Raw genomic sequence first — 19,243 nt, forward strand, 5'->3', positions numbered from 1 at the left:
GCCAAGCACTGCGCCATCAGGCGTGCCCTTGAAATGCCTAGAACAACAATCATCAACCCATGCTTTCGAGGTTTACCATCATGTCGCTCAACGACAGACTCAAGCGCCACCTGGATCAGGGGGTAGTCGGTTTTCCCACGGCACTGGCCAGCGCCGTGGGGCTGATCATGGCCAGCCCGGTGATCCTCACGGCCACCACCGGATTCGGGATCGGCGGCGGCGCGTTTGCCGCGGCGATGCTGATCGCCTTGCTGATGATGCTGGCGCAGTCCACCACCTTCGCCGAAGCGGCCTGCCTGCTGCCCACCAACGGTTCGGTCTATGACTACCTGGCCTGCGGACTGGGGCGTTTCTTCGCCATCACCGGCACCTTGTCCGCCTACCTGATCGTGCATGTGTTCGCCGGCACGGCGGAAACCATTCTCAGCGGCATCATGGCCCTGGTGAACTTCGAATCCCTCAACACCTTGCTGGAGCAGAGTGGCAGCGCCTGGCTGGTGGGCGTGGGGCTGGTGCTGTTCTTCGGCCTGCTCAACGCGGTAGGGATCACCGCCTTCAGTCGTGCCGAAGTGATCCTGACCTTCGGCATGTGGACCACCCTCATGGTCTTTGGCGTGCTGGGGGTGATCAAGGCGCCAGCGGTGGCGCTCGACGGCTGGTTCGGCGCGTCGATGGTGGGGACCGACCTGCCGACCATCCTGTCCCTGGTGGGCATGGCCATGTTCATGTTCGTCGGTTGCGAGTTCGTCACGCCCCTGACCCCGGATGTCCGCAAGGCCGCCAGGACCATTCCCCGGGCCATGGCCCTGGGGCTGGTGGGGGTGGCGCTGTGCATGTTCATCTATGGCGCGGCCATGAAGCGCCAGGTGGAGAACATCGCCCTGAGCGAGGACGGCAGCGTGCACCTGCTGGACACGCCCATGGCCATTCCGCATTTCGCCGAACAGATCATGGGGCCGTTCGGCCGTATCTGGCTGGGCATTGGCCTGTTGTTTGCCGGCGCCGCCACCATCAACACCCTGATGGCCGGCCTGCCGCGAATCCTCTACGGCATGGCGCTGGACGGAGCCTTGCCCAAGGTCTTCACCTACCTGCACCCGCGTTTCAAGACTCCCTTGCTGTGCATCGCCGTGGCAGTGCTGATTCCCTGCCTGCATGCCTGGTGGCTGGGCGGCAGCACGGACAGCATCATGCACCTGGTGCTGGCGGCGGTCTGTGCCTGGAGCACCGCCTACCTGCTGGTGACCCTGTCGGTGGTGGTGCTGCGCATTCGCCGGCCGGATCTGCCCCGTGCCTACAAATCGCCCTGGTTCCCCCTGCCGCAGGTCCTGTCTTCAGTGGGGATCCTGCTGGGCATGTGGTTCATCACGCCACCGGGGATGAACCCACGGGACATCTATGTACCCTTCGGCAGCATGCTCGGCCTGACCGCCCTCTATGCCCTGGTCTGGACCCTGCTGGTGCAGAAGGTCAATCCGTTCCGGCCCGTGCCGGTGGAGGAGGTGCTGGAGCAGGCCCTGGGCCTTGCAGCGGATACCGACAACCGTCCTCGGGAGCATCTGGCCGATGAGTCTTTCAAGCTGGCGACAAAACCTCTTTGACTGGTGGCGCCAGGCGCCTTCGGGCTATTGCCCCGGGCTGACCCTGGGGCACTTGCGAAGGGATCTGGCGGGGTTCGACTGCACCCCTTGCGGCGCAGCCGGGGCTGTCTTTCGCTGTCCGCAAACAGGGCTGGAGTTCACCGTGCATGAGCGTCCGCTGGCGCAGTTTCTGATGCATATCGTGGTCTGTGAATGGCGCTTGCGAATACCCGCCGCGGGGGTGGGACAGGTGCGAATCAATTTGCACCACACCGGGGCGATCCGCCGTCGGGGTGTCGCCGCCCGTTTGCTGGCCGCAGAGACTGGGCCATGGACGCCCTTGCTGCAGCGGCTGAGTAGCGACCGCAAGTTACTCGAGAGCTTGCTGCCGTTGGACTTCAAGCGCCTGGAACTGTGGCGGGATGACCAGGGGTGGCAAGTGCGCCTGGAGCATTTCGCCGCCAGCGAGGTGGTCAATCGTCTGCCTGGGTTCCGGCGCTATATTCGCTTGAGCGCCGAACAGCGGCAGGCGCTGTTGGGCAGCTTCACCGAGTTGTACAAGCTTCTGCGAGAATTCTGACCGACATAACCGCAAGTACTGGCATACACCCTGCTTAAGCCATAACAGACTATCCATGCTGTCAGGCGCCTTGCCTGGCAAATAGATAACATGTTAATGATATCGCCATAACAACAAAGGCGGTCTGAAACCGGCTTATGGAGGTGCACAGTGCTTGCTTCGCATAGTTTCAGTTCCTGGGTAGGCGCCTTGCAGGGTGTCTGCGGCCGATTCGAGGCCCGCCCGGCACGCAACCCCGCTCTGTTCATCGGTGAAGTGGGTCTGCAGGATTACGCCGGCCTGGAAGTGGCGCAGATCCGCACCAACGCCGGGCTGATTTCCCGGCAGAGCACCAAGGTCGACCAGGAGGACGACCGTCATTGTTTCCTGATCATCCAGCGCAGTGGTCACGCCCGCCTGAGCCAGGGCGGCGAGAGTGTCGAGCTGGGCCCCGGCGACATGGCCCTGCTGGATTCCGCCGGTGCCTGTGAGATCGTGCCCCACGGTTTGATCGAACACGCTTCGTTCCACCTGTGCCGGGAAGAGGTCTACCGGCATCTGCCGCAGCAGCAACGCAAGTTCGGCAAGCTGTCACAGAACTGCGCCAGTGGTCGCTTGATGCGCTTGCTGGTGGAGCAGATCTGCGCCGGTGATCTGCAGGGGTGTGCCGCGCAACAGGAGGGGCAGGCCTTGCAGGAAGCCCTGATTGCCTTGCTCGGGCCGACCTTGCGCCAGACCGCCAGCACCCTGGATGGCTTTGACCACGGCCTGCATGGCCACTGCCTGCGTGACCAGGCCCGGCAACTGATCAATCAATCCCTCAACGAGCCGGGGCTGACCCCGGTCTCCCTGGCGGCGCAGTTGAACATCTCGGTGCGCCAGCTGTACCGACTGTTTGAAGAGCAGGGCGACAGCGTATGCCGATTCATCCAGCGCTCGCGACTCAAGCGCAGCGCCGCCGATCTGAGCAATCCGCAATTGCGCAATGAGTCGATCACCGACATTGCCTTCAAGTGGGGCTTCACCGATTCGGCGCATTTCAGCCGGACCTTCAAGAAGCATTTCGAACAATCGCCCCGTGACTTCCGCGCCCGCTCCCTCAACGCGTAGCAACCTGAGTCTGACGCCTGCGCCGGCCATGGAGGAGCCGGCTTGCCGGCGAAGGGGCCCTTGGATGTTGCGTTGCCCGGCGGACGCTTTCGCTGGCAAGCCAGCTCCTACGGAAGGCAAGCAGGCAGCAATACAGCCCCCGAGAACACTGGCAATAGCATCCCCTGCGCGGGCTTCAGGGATTTTCCAGGTCGTGGCCCAGGGACTGGATGAACAGGGAAAACAGTTCCGGCTGGCTGGAGATGTCCAGCTTGGCGTACAGGTGGCGGCGGTGGACCTTGATGGTGTCCGGCGAAATCTTCAGGCGCTCGGCCATGGCCTTGGAGGAAAACCCGCGCAGGATCAGGCGGGCGATCTCCAGTTCGCGATCCGACAGCACGGCGCTGCCGAAATGACTCAGGGCGTCACGAATCTGGCTGGCCATTTCTTCGGCGACCGGAAGCTGAGGGCGGAGCTGGCTGTGCTGCCAATGCTGCTGCATCAGCGGCAGCACCCAGGCGGCAAAGGTGGTGAGCTGGCCGATTTCCTCGCTGTTGAACACGCGCTGACTGCCCAGTGACAGGGACAGGGTGCCGGTATCGGGCAGTTGCAGGATGAACTGCACTTCGTCTTCCAGAACGTTGTCGTGGAAGTAGCTGAGAAAGTACTCGCTCTGGCGAAAGTGGTCCGGGGCCACTTCCTCCAGGCGATACAGGCCGCTGGGATAGCCCTCGCGGCAGGCCTGGAAGAACGGGTCGAGCAGGTACAGGCCGTTCAGGTAGGTGAGCATCGAGGCCGGCTTGCTGCTGGGTTCGGCGTCATATTCCTCCAGCGCCTGGGGCGGGCCTTCGCGCGGGTAGAAGATCGCCAGGGCGTTGTCGAACGGCGTGGCCTGGTGCAGCAGCAACACCAGCTGTTTCCAGAAGCGCGGGTTGCCGATCAGCGTGAGGGTGCGACCCAGGCCGGCATGCAGGCCGACTTCCCTGAACAGATTACTCAAAGGCCTTGCTCCACTGATTCGGCGAAAGTGTCGTGGCACGGTTTCGTCGATTTGCCGGTCGCCGTCAAGGGGAGTACTCCAATAGGGGAATTGGGCAAGATGCTGCAACTGCCTAGAGTAGCTCCCACCAAGCGCGTCCCAGAATGCGCCCGCCCGATGGATTTCGTTTCTGCCTCAGACCAACAATAAACACGAGGATAACGATATGAGCTCTCCCGCAGCGCCTGACGGCGCGCTGAAACCAACCTTGAGTGTGTTCGATGTGGTGGCCATCACCGTGTCCGGTGTGACGCCCGCCAGTTCAGTGTTCGTGATTGCGCCCTTTGCCATCCATCAGGCCGGCAGCGGGGTGTTCCTGGCGTTCGTCATGGCCGGGTTGCTGGCGCTGATGTTTGCCTTCTGCTACGCCGAGCTGGGCCGCGCCCATAACAGCGCGGGGGGCGAGTACGTGTATGCCAAGCGGGTGTTTGGCGGTATGGCCGGCTATGCCACCTTCCTCACGGTGCTGGTGATGCTGCTGTTCATCCCGCCGGTACTGGCCACGGGGGCCGCCACGTACCTGAACAACGCCCTGGGCACGAACTTCGATTCCCAGACCGTGGCCCTGGTGATCGTGGTCTGCAGTTATCTGCTGGGCATTCTCAACATCAAGCTCAATGCCTGGATTACCGGCACGTGCCTGCTGCTGGAAGTGGCGGCCTTGCTGGTCATCGTCTGGCTGGGCTTTGGCAACGCCTCGCAGCCTCTCGGCATCCTCCTGCAACCGCAGATCGTCGACCATGGCGTGCTGCAGATGGCGCCCTGGGCCCTGGTGATCGGGGCGGTGGGCATCGGCCTGTTTTCCTACAACGGCTATGGACCGGCGGTGCTGCTGGCCGAAGACATGAAATGCAAGGGCCGCGGCGTGCACAAGGCGGTGCTCTGGTCCCTGGTGCTGGTGGTGATCATCGAGCTGGTGCCGCTCACCGCCTTGCTGATTGGCGCGCCGTCCCTGAGCACCCTGCTGGCCAGCCCCGATCCCATCGGCTACCTACTCACCAGCCATGGCAACGAAACCCTCGCCAGGGTCGTCAGTGGCGGGATCTTCCTGTCGGTGTTCAACGCCATCGTCGCCATCGTTATCCAGATCGGCCGCGTGGTGTTCAGCAGCGGCCGGGACGCCTTGTGGACGCCCGGCATCAACCGCCTGTTCACACGGATCCACCCGCGCTGGGACTCGCCATGGCTGGCTACGCTGTTCCTGGCGATTCCTTCGGCAGTACTCAGTTTTAGCTCGAATCTGGCGGACCTCACGTCCTTCAGCGTGCTGTTGATCATGCTGGTGTACCTGATCGTCGCCCTCAGCGCATTGGTGAGCCGGGTGCGCCTGCGCGATCGCGAGCATCCCTACCGCATGCCGTTGTGGCCGCTGCCGGCGCTGCTGGCGGTGCTCGGTGCCGGGTACTTGCTGATCACACTGTTGCTTGAGGCTTCTGTGCGGGACCTCATGGTGATCATCGGGCTGCTGGCGCTGTCGGTGATTCTCTATGGCACTAATGGCCGGTACAGCCCGGCGTTCCAGAAATTGTAAGGAGTGGATATGCGAGCACGTGAGTTGGGCATCAAGCTGGGGTTGGGGGCGCCGGGACCGTTCAATGCGATCACCGACGTACCCGGGGTACGGGTAGGGCACAGCACCCTGAAAACCACCGTGGGCGGCAAGCAGGTGCGCACCGGGGTGACCCTGGTCCAGCCCCGGGACGGGCATGCGCGGTTGCAGCCCTGTTTCGCCGGCTGCCATGTGCTCAACGGCAACGGCGATGCCACGGGCCTGGAGTGGATTCGCGAAGCGGGCACCCTGACCACGCCGCTGGCCATCACCAATACCCACAGCGTCGGCGTGGTCCGCGACACCCTGATCGCCCTGGAGCGCGAAGCCCTGGCGGACCCGGCGGTGTACTGGTGCATGCCGGTGGTGATGGAAACCTACGACGGTCTGCTCAACGACATCTGGGGGCAGCATGTGGGGCCGCAACAGGTGCGCCAGGCCCTGGCCAGCGCCGAATCCGGGCCGGTGGCCGAGGGCGCGGTGGGCGGCGGCACCGGGATGATCTGCCACGAGTTCAAGGGCGGTATCGGCACGGCGTCGCGGCGGCTGACGGCGGAGCAGGGCGGCTATACCGTCGGCGCCCTGGTCCAGGCCAACCACGGCAAGCGTGAAGAGTTGCGGGTGGACGGTTACCCGGTGGGGCGTCGGCTGGGGGGCATCGTCTCGCCCTTTGCCGAACGCGGGACTCCGGGCATGGGTTCGATCGTGGTGATCCTGGCCACCGATGCGCCCCTCTTGCCTCATCAATGCCAGCGCCTGGCGCAACGGGCCTCGATTGGCATCGCCCGCACCGGTGGCGGCACCGAGGATTCCAGTGGCGATATCTTCCTGGCCTTTGCCACGGGAAACCGGGACCTGCCCACTGCGGATTACGCGCGCAAGGACCTGGGACTGACCTCGCCGCTGGCGATGCTCAACAACGATCACATCTCGCCGCTGTTCAGCGCGGCCGCCGAGGCCGTGGAGGAGGCCATCATCAACGCTCTGCTGGCAGGTGAACCGATGACCGGTGACGACGGCGCGCAGGTGCCGGCGCTGACCCCGCAAGTATTGCTGCAAGCATTGGAACTAACTGGTTGGAACATAAGTTGACCGACTTGAAAGTGCGACCTGGTCGGCATATTGAGTCCAATGGATATTTAATAATTAAATTGTAGATTGTCTGACAATATCAGCCGTTAATCGGTTTAAAAATAATCTTTCGACTGCGCGGTCATTGTTTGCTGGAGTTTCTCGGAACAGTGGAATTTGACGCCAAAAAAATAGTGGACGTCTGATTTCAAATTGTGTCAGCTTTCTTTCGCCTGCTTAGGGCGAGTGATAGGACGATCTCGCCAGGGATTGTCGCTATCTGACAAAAACTGTTCCATTGATTACAAGGAAGTGTGTTTATGTCGAAAGTAACAGAGAACGCTATTGCATCTGCTGAACAGCAACTGGTGCCTTTGGCCGCAGCAAGTTCGGCGTATAACCAGATCAATAGCTTCAGTCATCAATACGATCGTGGCGGCAATCTCACGCTCAATGGCAAAGCGTCGTTTTCGGTCGATCAGGCCGCCACGCAACTGCTGCGTGACGGCGCTGCCTACAAGGACCTGAACGGTAACGGCAAGATCGACCTGACCTATACCTTCCTGACCTCGGCCTCCTCGAGCACCATGAACAAGCATGGCATCACCGGGTTCAGCCAGTTCAGCGCTCAACAGAAGGCCCAGGCGGTGCTGGCCATGCAGTCGTGGGCCGATGTGGCCAACGTGGTGTTTACCGAAAAAGCCTCGGGTGGCGATGGTCACATGACCTTCGGCAACTACAGCGGCGGCCAGGACGGCGCGGCGGCCTTCGCCTACCTGCCGGGCACCGGTGCCGGCTACGACGGCACCTCGTGGTACCTGATCAACAGTGGCTACACCCAGAACAAGAACCCCGACCTGAACAACTATGGCCGTCAGACCCTGACCCATGAGATCGGTCACACCCTGGGCCTGGCTCACCCTGGCGACTACAACGCCGGCGAAGGCAACCCCAGCTATAAAGACGCCAGCTACGGCCAGGACACCCGTGGCTACAGCGTCATGAGCTACTGGAGTGAAAGCAACACCGGCCAGAACTTCAGCAAGGGCGGGGTCGAAGCCTATTCGTCCGGTCCGCTGATGGACGATATCGCCGCCATCCAGAAACTCTACGGGGCCAACTACAGCACCCGTGCCGGTGATACCACCTACGGTTTCAACTCCAATACCGGGCGCGATTTCTACAGCGCCAGTTCCTCCGCCGACAAGCTGGTGTTCTCGGTGTGGGACGGTGGCGGCAACGACACCCTGGATTTCTCCGGCTTCACCCAGAACCAGAAGATCAACCTCAATGCCGGTTCGTTCTCCGACGTTGGCGGCATGGTGGGCAACGTTTCCATCGCCCAGGGCGTGACCGTGGAAAACGCCTTCGGTGGCTCGGGCAACGATCTGCTGATCGGTAACGAGGCGGCCAACGTGCTCAAGGGCGGTGCCGGCAACGACATCATCTACGGCGCCGGTGGTGCGGACCAGCTGTGGGGCGGTGCGGGCGCGGACACCTTCGTGTTCGGTGCCAGCAGCGATTCCAAGCCGGGCGCGGCCGATCAGATCATGGATTTTGTCAGCGGCCTGGACAAGATCGACCTGACCGGGATCACCAAGGGCGCGGGCCTGCACTTCGTCAATGCCTTCACCGGCGCGGCGGGTGACGCGATCCTCAGCACTTCCGGTGGGGTCAGCACCTTGTCCGTGGACTTCTCCGGGCATGGCGTGGCGGACTTCCTGGTCAGCACCGTGGGCCAGGCAGCGGTCAGCGACATCATTGCCTGATTGAAACAGGCGCAAGGCAGCGTCCAGGCGCTGCCTTGCGCTGTTGCATTGGCCCCGGGGCTGAGCCAGTCTACCGGGCGGACGGAGCACCCCCATGACCCCACACACCTTGCATCGCAAGGCGGCCACCTGGCTGCTGGCGACGCTGATGATCTTCTACGGAGCAATAACCATGGCAAGCAGCCTGCGCTTGGCGGACCCCTCGGAACTGGTTGGACACTGGCAGTTGCAGCAACAGAGCGAACCTGGCGCCGCCTGTGCCCTGGACCTGTTGCAAAACGCAGCCCTGGGAGACGGCGCCGAGTGCCTGTCGACGTGGATCGGCGAGGCGGCGGTGGGCTGGTTTCCAGAGCCCGACGGTATTGCCATCACCGGACGCGAAGGTTCAAGAATTATCTTTTTCAGTCGACAGAGAGAAGGCCTGTACGAAGCGCGCCTCAAAGGCGACGGTTTGATCATATTGCAGCGTGCTGACTAATTAATGCGGCAGGTTGTTCGTTTATTCTTGGATGGCTTTAACTTGCCACTCTTTTAATCGACAGGTTTATAACCGGATAGCTATTAACCCAGTTGTCCGGTTCGGGTGTGTCCGCAGACTTCGAGACTAAGGGGCGCACATCTTTAGTTGCGCCGTATATGAGGTACTCGCGTTCGGCGCGCAGGGTCGACTCAGGGAAAATGTTGAAGATGCTGAACAATAGTCATCCTGCACCACTGTTTAAGGCATTGGGCGAATACAAGGGCATTCTGATCAGTGTTGGCTGTTTCACCGCCTTGATTAATGTGCTGATGCTGGTGCCTTCCATTTATATGTTGCAGGTCTACGACCGGGTGCTGTCTTCGCAGAATGAAACCACCCTGGTGATGCTGTCGCTGATGGTGGTGGGCTTCTTCGTGTTTATCGGGCTGCTGGAAGTGGTGCGCAGCTTTATCGTCATTCGCATCGGCAGCCAGCTGGAGCGGCGTTTCAACCTGCGGGTCTATCAGGCCGCCTTCGAACGCAACCTGGCCCGTGGCGAAGGCCATGCCGGGCAGTCCCTGGGGGACCTGACCCATATCCGCCAGTTCCTCACCGGACCGGCACTGTTCGCCTTCTTCGATGCTCCCTGGTTTCCCATCTATCTCTTGGTGATCTACGCCTTCAACGTCTGGCTCGGCGTGTTCGCCACCGCCGGTGCCTTGTTGCTGATCGGGCTGGCCTGCTTCAACGAGGCCATGACCAAAAAGCCCCTGGCCGAGGCCAGCGGGTTTTCGCAGAAATCCACCCAACTGGCCACCAGTCATCTGCACAACGCAGAAACCATCCAGGCCATGGGCATGCTCGGGGCCCTGCGCAAGCGCTGGTTCGTGGTGCATTCGCGGTTTCTCGGCATGCAGAACCAGGCCAGCGACACCGGCTCGGTGATCAGCTCCCTGAGCAAGACCCTGCGCCTGTGCCTGCAATCGCTGGTGCTGGGCCTGGGCGCCTTGCTGGTGATCAAGGGCGACATGACCGCCGGGATGATGATCGCCGGTTCGATCCTCATGGGCCGGGTGCTGAGCCCCATCGACCAGTTGATCGCGGTGTGGAAGCAGTGGAGTTCGGCCAAGCTGGCCTACCGCCGCCTGGATGCGCTGCTGCGCGAGTTTCCCCCGGGCGACAGCGCCATGTCGCTGCCAGCGCCCAAGGGCCAGGTGAGCTTCGAGCAAGTCAGCGCCGGGCCGCCCGGGCGGCGGATGGCCACCCTGCAGCAAGTGACCTTCAACCTCAATGCCGGTGAAGTGCTGGGTGTACTGGGGGCTTCCGGTTCCGGCAAGTCGACCCTGGCCCGGGTCCTGGTGGGGGTCTGGCCGACCCTGGGTGGCACGGTGCGCCTGGACGGTGCCGACATTCACCGCTGGAATCGCGATGAGCTGGGGCCCTACATCGGTTACTTGCCCCAGGACATCGAACTGTTCAGCGGCAGCATCGCCGAGAACATCGCGCGTTTCCGTGAGGCCGACCCTGAACGGGTGGTCCAGGCCGCCCAACTGGCCGGGGTGCACGAACTGATCCTGCGCCTGCCCCAGGGCTACGACACCGTGCTCGGGGACGACGGCAGCGGCCTGTCCGGCGGGCAGAAACAGCGGGTGGCCCTGGCCCGGGCGCTGTACGGCAACCCGAGTCTGGTGGTGCTCGACGAACCCAACTCCAACCTCGACACCGTGGGCGAAAGCGCCCTGGCGGCGGCCATTGCCCAGCTCAAGGCCCGGGGTGCCAGCGTGGTGCTGGTGACCCATCGCTCATCGGTGCTGGCCCTGGCCGACAAGCTGCTGGTGCTCAACGAAGGGCGCTTGCAGGCCTTCGGCCCCAGCCAGGAGGTGCTCAAGGCGCTGTCCGGCGGTCAGTCGCCAGCCGCCCAGGAAAGCCCCAAGCCGGTGGCGGCCGCTCCCGGCGGCTTGAGCATGAGCCGCCAGTATCAGGCTCCGACACGGAATAAAGGCGCATGAGCAAGGACCGCGAGATGATGATCGAACAGGATTACGCGCCCGAACGCGTGGAGCGCGACGCCGGCTTTTTCGCTCGCCTGGGCTGGATTCTGGCCCTGGTGGGGGCCGGCAGTTTCTTTGTCTAGGCCGCGCTGGCGCCCCTGGACCAGGGTATCCCGGTACAAGGCACGGTGGTGGTGTCCGGCAAGCGCAAGGCGGTGCAGTCCATGAGCAGTGGGGTGGTCAGCCGCATCCTGGTGCGCGAGGGCGAAAGCGTGAAGCAGGGCCAGCCGCTGTTTCGCCTGGACCAGACCCAGGTCGCCGCGGATGTGCAATCCCTGCAGGCCCAGTACCGCATGGCGGTGGCCAGCCTGGCGCGCTGGCGTAGCGAGCGCGACAACCTCAAGCAGGTGGACTTTCCAGCGCAACTGAGCAGCAGTGACGACCCGCGCCTGGCCCTGGTGCTGGAAGGCCAGCGTCAGCTGTTCAGCAGTCGGCGCGAGGCATTCCTGCGCGAGCAGGCGGGCATCCGCGCCAACATCGAAGGCGCCACCGCGCAACTGGCGGGCATGCGTCGCGCACGCACCGACCTGGGCAATCAGGCCGAGTCCCTGCGCCAGCAACTGAGCAACCTGCAGCCCTTGGCGGACAACGGCTATATCCCCCGCAACCGCCTGCTGGAATACCAGCGCCAACTGTCCCAGGTGCAGCAGGAACTGGCGCAGAACACCGGCGAAAGCGGCCGTATCGAGCAGGGCATTCTCGAATCCCGGCTCAAGCTGCAGCAGCACAGCGAGGAATATCAGAAAGAGGTGCGCAGCCAGTTGGCCGAGGCCCAGCTCAAGACCCAGACCCTGGAGCAGCAACTGACCTCGGCCGGTTTCGACTTGCAGCACAGCGAGATCATCGCCACCGCCGACGGCATCGCGGTCAACCTCGGGGTGCACACCGAAGGCGCGGTGGTGCGCCAGGGCGAAACCCTGCTGGAGATCGTGCCCCAGGGCACGCACCTGGAAGTGGAAGGGCGGCTGCCGGTGAACCTGGTGGACAAGGTCGGCCCCCATCTGCCGGTGGACATCCTCTTCACGGCCTTCAACCAGAGCCGCACGCCAAGGGTGTCCGGTGAGGTCAGCCTGGTTTCCGCCGACCAGATGGTCGACGAGAAAACCGGCATGCCGTACTACGTGCTGCGCAGCAGCGTCAGCGACCAGGCCATGGAGAAGCTCAACGGACTGGTGATCAAGCCCGGGATGCCGGCCGAGATGTTCGTGCGCACCGGCGAGCGCTCACTGCTCAATTACCTGTTCAAGCCTCTGCTCGACCGGGCCGGCTCCGCACTGACCGAAGAATAAGGATGTCGCGTCGTATGAGTAAGCTTTCCATCCTCGCCGCCGCCTTGTCCTTGCTGGTGTGCCAGGGGGCCCGGGCCATGGGCCCGTTCCAGATCTACGAACAGGCGCTGCGCAACGACCCGGTGTTCCTCGGCGCCATCAAGGAGCGCGACGCCGGCCTGGAGAACCGCGCCATCGGCCGCGCCGGTCTGCTGCCCAAGGTGGGCTACAGCTACAACAAGGGCCACAACAACTCCAAGGTCACCTACCTGGACACCGTGCGCGGCAGCGTCAGCGAAAAACGCAACTACGACAGCTACGGCTCGTCCCTGACCCTGCAGCAGCCGCTGATCGACTACGAGGCCTACGCCAACTACCGCAAGGGCGTGGCCCAGGCCCTGTTCGCCGACGAGAACTTTCGCGGCAAGAGCCAGGAATTGCTGGTGCGGGTGCTCAGTTACTACACCAAGGCCCTGTTCGCCCAGGATCAGATCGAGATCGCCCAGGCCAAGAAGAAGGCCTTCGAGCAACAGTTCCAGCAGAACCGGCACATGTTCCAGCAGGGCGAGGGCACCCGCACCGACATCCTCGAGGCCGAGTCGCGCTACGAGCTGGCCACCGCCGAAGAGATCGAGGCCCGGGACGAACAGGACGCGGCCTTGCGTGAGCTGGGGGCGTTGATCGGCGTGCCCGACATCGACGTGCGCGACCTCGATCCGCTGCAGGAAAACTTCCAGTCCTTCGCCCTGAGCCCGGCCAATTACGACACCTGGCACGAGATGGCCTTGAGCAACAACCCGGTGCTGGCGTCCCAGCGGCAGCGGGTCGAGGTGGCGCGCTATGAAGTGGAGCGCAACCGCGCCGGGCACCTGCCCAAGCTCAGCGCCTACGCCAGCGTGCGGCAGAACGAATCGGAAAGCGGCAACACCTACAACCAGCGCTACGACACCAACACCATCGGCATCGAAGTCAGCTTGCCGCTGTACGCCGGTGGCGGGGTGTCGGCCTCCACTCGCCAGGCCAGCCGCGCCATGGAGCAGGCCGAATACGAACTGGACGGCAAGACCCGGGAAACCCTGATTGAACTGCGGCGGCAATTCAGTGCCTGTCTATCGGGGGTGAGCAAATTGCGCGCCTACCAGAAAGCCCTGACGTCGGCCGAGGCCCTGGTGGTGTCCACCAGGCAGAGCATTCTTGGTGGTGAACGGGTCAACCTGGATGCGCTCAATGCCGAGCAGCAGCTCTACACCACCCGGCGGGACCTGGCCCAGGCCCGTTATGACTACCTCATGGCCTGGACCAAGTTGCACTACTACGCGGGAACCTTGCGTGAAGAAGATCTGGCCCGGGTCGATGAGGCCTTCGGTCAGCGCACCGGGCCCTGACGGGCCGCAGGATAAAAAGGAGCAACGCACATGAGCATCTTCGACTACAAAAGTGCGCTGGGCAGTGCCGGCAAGGCCCAGTACAGCGAGGCCATCACCCTGGCCCTGTATGCATCGAACCCCACTGGCGAGGCCTTGCCGGGCACGTCCTGGCGGCCCATCAGCGCCTCGCAGCTGGGCTATCAGGGCCATGTCAGCGCCCAGGGCACCATTTCCGGCGAACAGGCCGTGGTCAGCGATGCCCAGGTCGAGATCCTGGGCAAGTACGACGGCGCCGGGCAGTTGCTGTCCATCGGCATCAGTTTTCGCGGCACCGACAGCCTCAAGGACGGCCTCAACGACCTGCAGGCGGCCTTCGTCTCGGGGTTTGCCGACAACTACAGTCGACTGGCCTTCGACAACCTGCTGGGCAAGGTCGCCGCCTTCGCCACGGCCCAGGGCCTGAGCGGCAGCGACGTGCTGGTCACCGGCCACAGCCTGGGCGGGCTGGGGGTCAACAGCCTGGCGAGCCTGAGCACCGATCACTGGGGCGGCTTCTACCAGGACGCCAGCTACCTGGCCTTCGCCTCGCCGACCCAGAGCGCCGGCGACAAGGTGCTGAACATCGGCTATGAAAACGACCCGGTGTTCCGCGTTCTGGACGGCACCCACTTCAACGCGTCGTCCCTGGGCACCCACGACAAGCCCCAGGAGTCGGCGACCAACAACCTCGTCAGTTTCACCGATCACTACTCATCGTTCCTTGGCCAGTGGATTCCCCAGAGCATCCTCAACCCCAAGTCCTGGTCGGCCCACAGCGCAGTGGATTACGCCGCGGGCCTCAACCGCCTGATCGGCTCGGACTTCTATGACCTGACCAGCCGCGACTCGACGGTGGTGATCTCCAACCTGTCCGAGGGCCAGCGTGATCAGGTGTGGGTCAAGGACCTCAATCTGTACGCGCAGAAACACACCGGCAGCACCTTGATCATCGGCACCCAGAGCAACGACCTGCTGCACGGCGGCAAGGGCAATGACTACCTGGACGGCGGTGCCGGGGATGACCGTTTTCGTGACGACGGCGGCTACAACATCATCCATGGCGGCCAGGGGCACAACGTCCTGGAGCTGCAACAGCCGCTGCAGAACTTCTCCATCGCCAACGACGGCGACGGCACCCTGTATATCCGCGATGCCTATGGCGGCATCAGCATGACCCGCGACGTGGGGGCCCTGGTCAGCCACGAGGCCGGGAGCTGGTGGCAACTGTTCGGCAAGGATGTCAGCTACAGCGTGACCGCCGACGGCCTGCAGCACGGCAACCAGTGGACCGCCTATAACCACTCCCTCAACGGCGATGCCTATGGCAACGCGCTGGTGGCCAGCGTCGACGGCGACTGGCTGTTCGGCCATGGCGGCGACGACCTGCTCAGCAGCGACAAGGCCAACGTGACCTTCGTCGGCGGTGCCGGCAACGACGTCATGCATTCCACCGGGGGCGGGGCCAACACCTTTCTGTTCAGCGGTCACTTCGGGCTCGACCTGATCCAGGGCTACCAGTACAGCGACAAGCTGGTGTTCATGGGCGTGCCGGGCATCGACAGCCAGTACGACTATCGCCAGCACCTGTCCCAGAGCGGCAACGACACCTTGCTCAAGGTGGGCGAGCACTCGGTGACCCTGGTGGGGGTCGGTATTGAGGGGCTCAACGGTTCAGGCATCGTGTTCGCCTGATTCAGCCTCGGCCGGGGGAGCGCAGGATTCGCTCCCCCGGGATTTGCGGACCTTGAACCCAGAGAACGTCGGTGTGGCTCCCCTGAAGTCGCCGGCAACATCCTGATCCGTCCTGGATGGACGATCGAACAACAACAAAAAACGAGAAGTCATCAACATGGATGTCAGATGTCATCAGTTCAACAGGCTGGCGGGCACGGTGTGCCTGGCGTTTACCGCAGGCCTGCCGTTGACGGCCGCCCAACGCCGTTCGGAACACCGGCCAGCGGGGCGTTCCCGCTCCCCATGCCATCGGCGCTCTGGCGCTGGCCATGGAACCTTCCCCTTATTCGAACAACCAGCAAGCCCAGCAGGTGCTGCCCAGTCCCGTGCGCCTGTGCTGCGGCATTGGCGCGCCTGGGGTGTTGGTGAGCGACACAAGGGTGTCGGAGTCAATCTGCAATGGCGTTTCCACGACGTCATTCGAGCGGCGGGCAGGGAGCCTGCCAGGGCCATTTCGCAACACAACTAAGGAAGGTCGTAGTGAAGCAAGTCAAACGCAAGGATGGCGCTGTGCTTGGGCGGGAACGGGGATGGTTGACCCTGGCTCCGGCACTGTTGGGTTGGGTGGCGCTGCTGGGCACGGCCCAGGCGGCGCCCTATGTGGAGAACGGCCGTCGGGGCGACGCTGGCAGCTGGCGCAGCGCCGAGTTCAAGGCCGATTGGGGCCTGGGGGCGATTCATGCCGACAGTGCCTATGCCGCCGGTTACAGCGGCAAGGGCGTCAAGCTGGGGATCTTCGACCAGCCGGTGTATGCCCAGCATCCGGAGTTCGCCAGCCCGGGCAAGGTGCTGACTCTGGTCACCAGCGGCACTCGCCAGTACACCGATCCCTATATTCCGGTGCGGGCCGGCGATGCCTTCGTCTATGACGGTCGCCCATCGGTGGGCTCGGACGGCAAGCTGGGTTCTCACGGTACTCACGTCGGCGGGATTGCCGCCGGTAACCGCGACGGTGGGGCGATGCACGGGGTGGCCTTCGACGCCCAGATCATCAGTGCCGACAACGGTGACCCCGGCCCCGAGGACGGCATCATCCTCGGCAACGATGGCGCGGTGTACAAGGCCGGCTGGGACGGTCTGGTGGCCAGCGGCGCGCGGATCATCAACAACAGCTGGGGCATCGGCATCACCGATCGCTTCAGCAAAGGCGGGCGCGATCCGGCGTTCCCGCACTTCACCCTGGATGACGCCCGGGCACAGTTCGCGCAGATCCAGCCGTTGCTGGGCAGCTTGCCGGGCGGCGCCTACGACGGGGCGATCGCCGCAGCCCGCAGCGGGGTGCTGACGATTTTCGCCGCCGGCAACGATTACAACCTGAACAACCCCGACGCTATCGCCGGGCTGGCCTACTTCGTACCGGAGATCGCCCCCAACTGGCTGACCGTGGCGGCCTTGCAGCAGAACCCCGACACCAGCAGCGCCGATCCCTACGTCATCAGCACCTTTTCCTCGCGTTGCGGCTACACCGCGAGCTTTTGCGTGTCGGCCCCCGGCACGCGGATCTACAGCTCGGTGATCGGTGGCACCAGCCTTGCGAACATGACCCTGGGCTATGCCAACAAGAACGGCACCTCCATGGCCGCGCCCCATGCGGCCGGTGCCGCGGCGGTGTTGATGGAGCGTTTCCCCTACATGAGCGCGGCCCAGGTCGCCAGCGTCCTGCGCACCACGGCCACCGACCTGGGGGCCCCGGGCGTCGATGAGCTGTACGGCTGGGGGATGATCAATCTGGACAAGGGCATTCGCGGGCCGGGGATGCTGGTGACCGAGGCGGACATCCCCGAGGCGCTGCGGGTCCAGGGCGGCTACGGCTCGTCCCAGTTCGTCGCTGACCTGCCGGGCTATGGCGCGTTGCTGGATGCCGGCAAGCCGACCCAGCGGCGCTGCAATGACATCAGCTGTGTGCTGGATATCTGGAGCAACGACATCAGTGGCCACGGTGGCCTGACCAAGCAGGGCGTCGGCACCCTGGTGCTCAGTGGCGCCAACACCTACGCCGGTCCGACCCTGGTCAACCAGGGCCGGCTGGCGGTCAACGGCTCGCTGCTGTCGGCGGTGACGGTGAACGCTGGTGGCATCCTCGGCGGCACGGGCCGCGTGGGCGCACTGACCGCCAACCCGGGCGCGATTGTGGCCCCGGGCAACTCTATCGGCACCTTGCATGTCAGCGCCGATGTGAACTTCCTCCCGGGTTCGACCTACGCGGTGGAGGTGTCCCCCAGCGGCAGCGACCGGATCGTCAGCGACGGCCAGGCAACCCTCGGCTGGGCCAGCCTGGCACTGGAACTGGAAAACCCGGGGTTGTCCCTCAATGCGCAGCGGGTCCCGAGCCTGGTGGGGCGGCAGCTGGATATCCTCCAGGCCGCCAATGGCCTGCAGGGCAGCTTTGGCTCGGTGCTGTCCAACTCGCTGTTTCTGGGGGGCAACCTCAATTACAGTGCCGGCGGTGTGCAGCTGGCGGTGGCGCGCAATGCCACCTCGTTCAGCAGCATCGGCCTGAGCCCCAACCAGCGTTCGGTGGCCGATGCTGCCGAGCAACTGGGGGCGGGCAACCCGGTGTATGAAAGCCTGCTGCTGGCCGCCAGCGCGGCCAGTGCACAACAGGCCTTCGAGCAACTGTCCGGGGAAATTCATCCGGCCGTTGGCAGCCAGTTGCTCAATGACAGCCGCTACCTGCGTGACGCGATGGGTGAGCGGCTGCGCCTGCAGGGCGGGGACGCGGTGCCTACCGTCGAGGGTGGCGAGCAGGGGCTGTGGCTCAAGACCCTCGGCGCCTGGGGCAAGGCCGACGGCGGCCAGGATCGAGCCGGCTATGCAAGCTCCATCGGCGGCCTGCTGGCCGGTGTCGACGGGCAAGTGGACCCGAGCACCCGTCTGGGCGTGTTCACCGGCTACAGCGACAGCTCGCTGAGCATGGGCGATGGCCGGCATTCTTCGGCCAGCATCGACAGCTACCACCTGGGTGCCTACGCCGGACGCGAGCTTGCACAACTGCGCCTGAGCCTGGGCGGTTCCTACAGCTGGCACCGCATCGCGACCCGGCGCGAGCTGCAATACGACGAGGTTGCCGATCGCCAGAAGAGCAAGCGTGATGCCCGCAGCCTGCAGTTGTTCGGCGAGGCGGCGTGGCACCTGGATCTGCAGCCCATGGCCCTGGAACCCTTTGCCAGCCTGGCCTATGTGCAGGTGGACAGCGAGCGCTTCAAGGAACACGGCGGCGCCACGGCACTCAAGGGCGATAGCGACAATCGCGAGGCCTGGCTCTCGACCCTGGGCATGCGTGCCGGCAAGCAGTTGCAGTTGTCTTCCGGGCAGACTGTGGAACTGTCCGCTACCCTCGGCTGGCAGCACAATCTGAGCGCCACCGGCGCCGATCAGCATCTGGCGTTTGCCGACGGTGGACAAAGCTACAAGGTGCAGAGCCTGTCACTGGACCGGGATGCAGCGGTCGTCGGTGCACGGGCGGGCATTGCCCTGGGTCGGCAGACCCGGGTCAATCTGGATTACAACGGGTTGCTGGGCAGCCGTGACCGGAACCATGGGGTCGGCTTGACCCTGGACTGGACTTTCTAAGACCCAGGCAACGGATGTGCAAGGTGTTGTACAGGTCCTGCGGACCCGGAAACGGGCTTGGAGGGCCTGAGCTTTCTCTGACAATTCCAACAAAA

The 19,243-nt window shown here is 63.8% G+C and carries 12 protein-coding genes and 1 pseudogene; 12 read left to right on the forward strand and 1 reads right to left on the reverse strand.

Annotation, left to right across the window (positions count from 1 at the left end; translation table 11 throughout):
* Positions 1-80 precede the first annotated feature (80 nt).
* The 3 genes from PST29_RS14620 (at position 81) to feaR (ending at position 3,249) form a co-directional block, all read left to right on the forward strand.
* Complete coding sequence (locus PST29_RS14620) at positions 81-1,601, forward strand: APC family permease (RefSeq protein ID WP_060843491.1); 1,521 nt, start codon at positions 81-83, stop codon at positions 1,599-1,601.
* Positions 1,567-2,160, forward strand: a complete 594-nt coding sequence (locus tag PST29_RS14625; protein WP_060843492.1) for a DUF3156 family protein — start codon at positions 1,567-1,569, stop codon at positions 2,158-2,160. The genes PST29_RS14620 and PST29_RS14625 overlap by 35 nt, the downstream gene beginning before the upstream one ends.
* 150 nt (positions 2,161-2,310) lie before the next feature.
* Positions 2,311-3,249 (forward strand): transcriptional regulator FeaR, encoded by a 939-nt coding sequence (feaR, locus tag PST29_RS14630; RefSeq protein WP_060839140.1) that lies wholly within the window; start codon positions 2,311-2,313, stop codon positions 3,247-3,249.
* Positions 3,250-3,424: 175 nt separating this feature from the next.
* Here feaR and PST29_RS14635 read toward each other — a convergent pair whose 3' ends face one another.
* Entirely contained in the window at positions 3,425-4,228 is an 804-nt protein-coding gene (locus PST29_RS14635; RefSeq protein WP_060839141.1) for a helix-turn-helix transcriptional regulator, read from the reverse strand.
* 205 nt (positions 4,229-4,433) lie between these two features.
* Between PST29_RS14635 and PST29_RS14640 the strand changes: the two genes are divergently transcribed.
* From PST29_RS14640 to PST29_RS14680, 9 genes and pseudogenes are all read left to right on the forward strand, one after another.
* Positions 4,434-5,798 (forward strand): APC family permease, encoded by a 1,365-nt coding sequence (locus PST29_RS14640; protein WP_060839142.1) that lies wholly within the window; start codon positions 4,434-4,436, stop codon positions 5,796-5,798.
* Between the two features lie 9 nt (positions 5,799-5,807).
* Positions 5,808-6,908, forward strand: coding sequence for a DmpA family aminopeptidase (locus PST29_RS14645; protein ID WP_060839143.1), 1,101 nt, complete (start codon positions 5,808-5,810; stop codon positions 6,906-6,908).
* Positions 6,909-7,207: 299 nt separating this feature from the next.
* Positions 7,208-8,656 carry a serralysin family metalloprotease gene (locus tag PST29_RS14650; RefSeq protein ID WP_060839144.1) on the forward strand — a complete coding sequence of 483 codons (1,449 nt, stop codon included), beginning with the start codon at positions 7,208-7,210 and terminating at the stop codon, positions 8,654-8,656.
* A gap of 94 nt (positions 8,657-8,750) precedes the next feature.
* Positions 8,751-9,134, forward strand: coding sequence for an AprI/Inh family metalloprotease inhibitor (locus PST29_RS14655; RefSeq protein WP_060843493.1), 384 nt, complete (start codon positions 8,751-8,753; stop codon positions 9,132-9,134).
* Positions 9,135-9,343: 209 nt separating this feature from the next.
* Positions 9,344-11,125, forward strand: coding sequence for a type I secretion system permease/ATPase (locus PST29_RS14660; RefSeq protein ID WP_060845124.1), 1,782 nt, complete (start codon positions 9,344-9,346; stop codon positions 11,123-11,125).
* 14 nt (positions 11,126-11,139) lie between these two features.
* Positions 11,140-12,456, forward strand: a pseudogene (locus PST29_RS14665) (HlyD family type I secretion periplasmic adaptor subunit).
* Between the two features lie 2 nt (positions 12,457-12,458).
* The gene (locus tag PST29_RS14670; RefSeq protein WP_060839148.1) at positions 12,459-13,820 is read left to right on the forward strand and encodes a TolC family outer membrane protein; all 1,362 of its coding nucleotides are present in this window, start codon (positions 12,459-12,461) and stop codon (positions 13,818-13,820) included.
* 30 nt (positions 13,821-13,850) lie between these two features.
* Positions 13,851-15,533: a polyurethane esterase gene (locus PST29_RS14675; RefSeq protein ID WP_060843494.1), complete on the forward strand. Its 1,683-nt coding sequence runs from the start codon at positions 13,851-13,853 to the stop codon at positions 15,531-15,533.
* A gap of 522 nt (positions 15,534-16,055) precedes the next feature.
* Positions 16,056-19,148: an autotransporter serine protease gene (locus PST29_RS14680; RefSeq protein WP_232513241.1), complete on the forward strand. Its 3,093-nt coding sequence runs from the start codon at positions 16,056-16,058 to the stop codon at positions 19,146-19,148.
* Positions 19,149-19,243: the final 95 nt, after the last annotated feature.

This window comes from Pseudomonas sp. St29, from assembly GCF_001547915.1.
In the GTDB taxonomy this organism is placed as follows: domain Bacteria; phylum Pseudomonadota; class Gammaproteobacteria; order Pseudomonadales; family Pseudomonadaceae; genus Aquipseudomonas.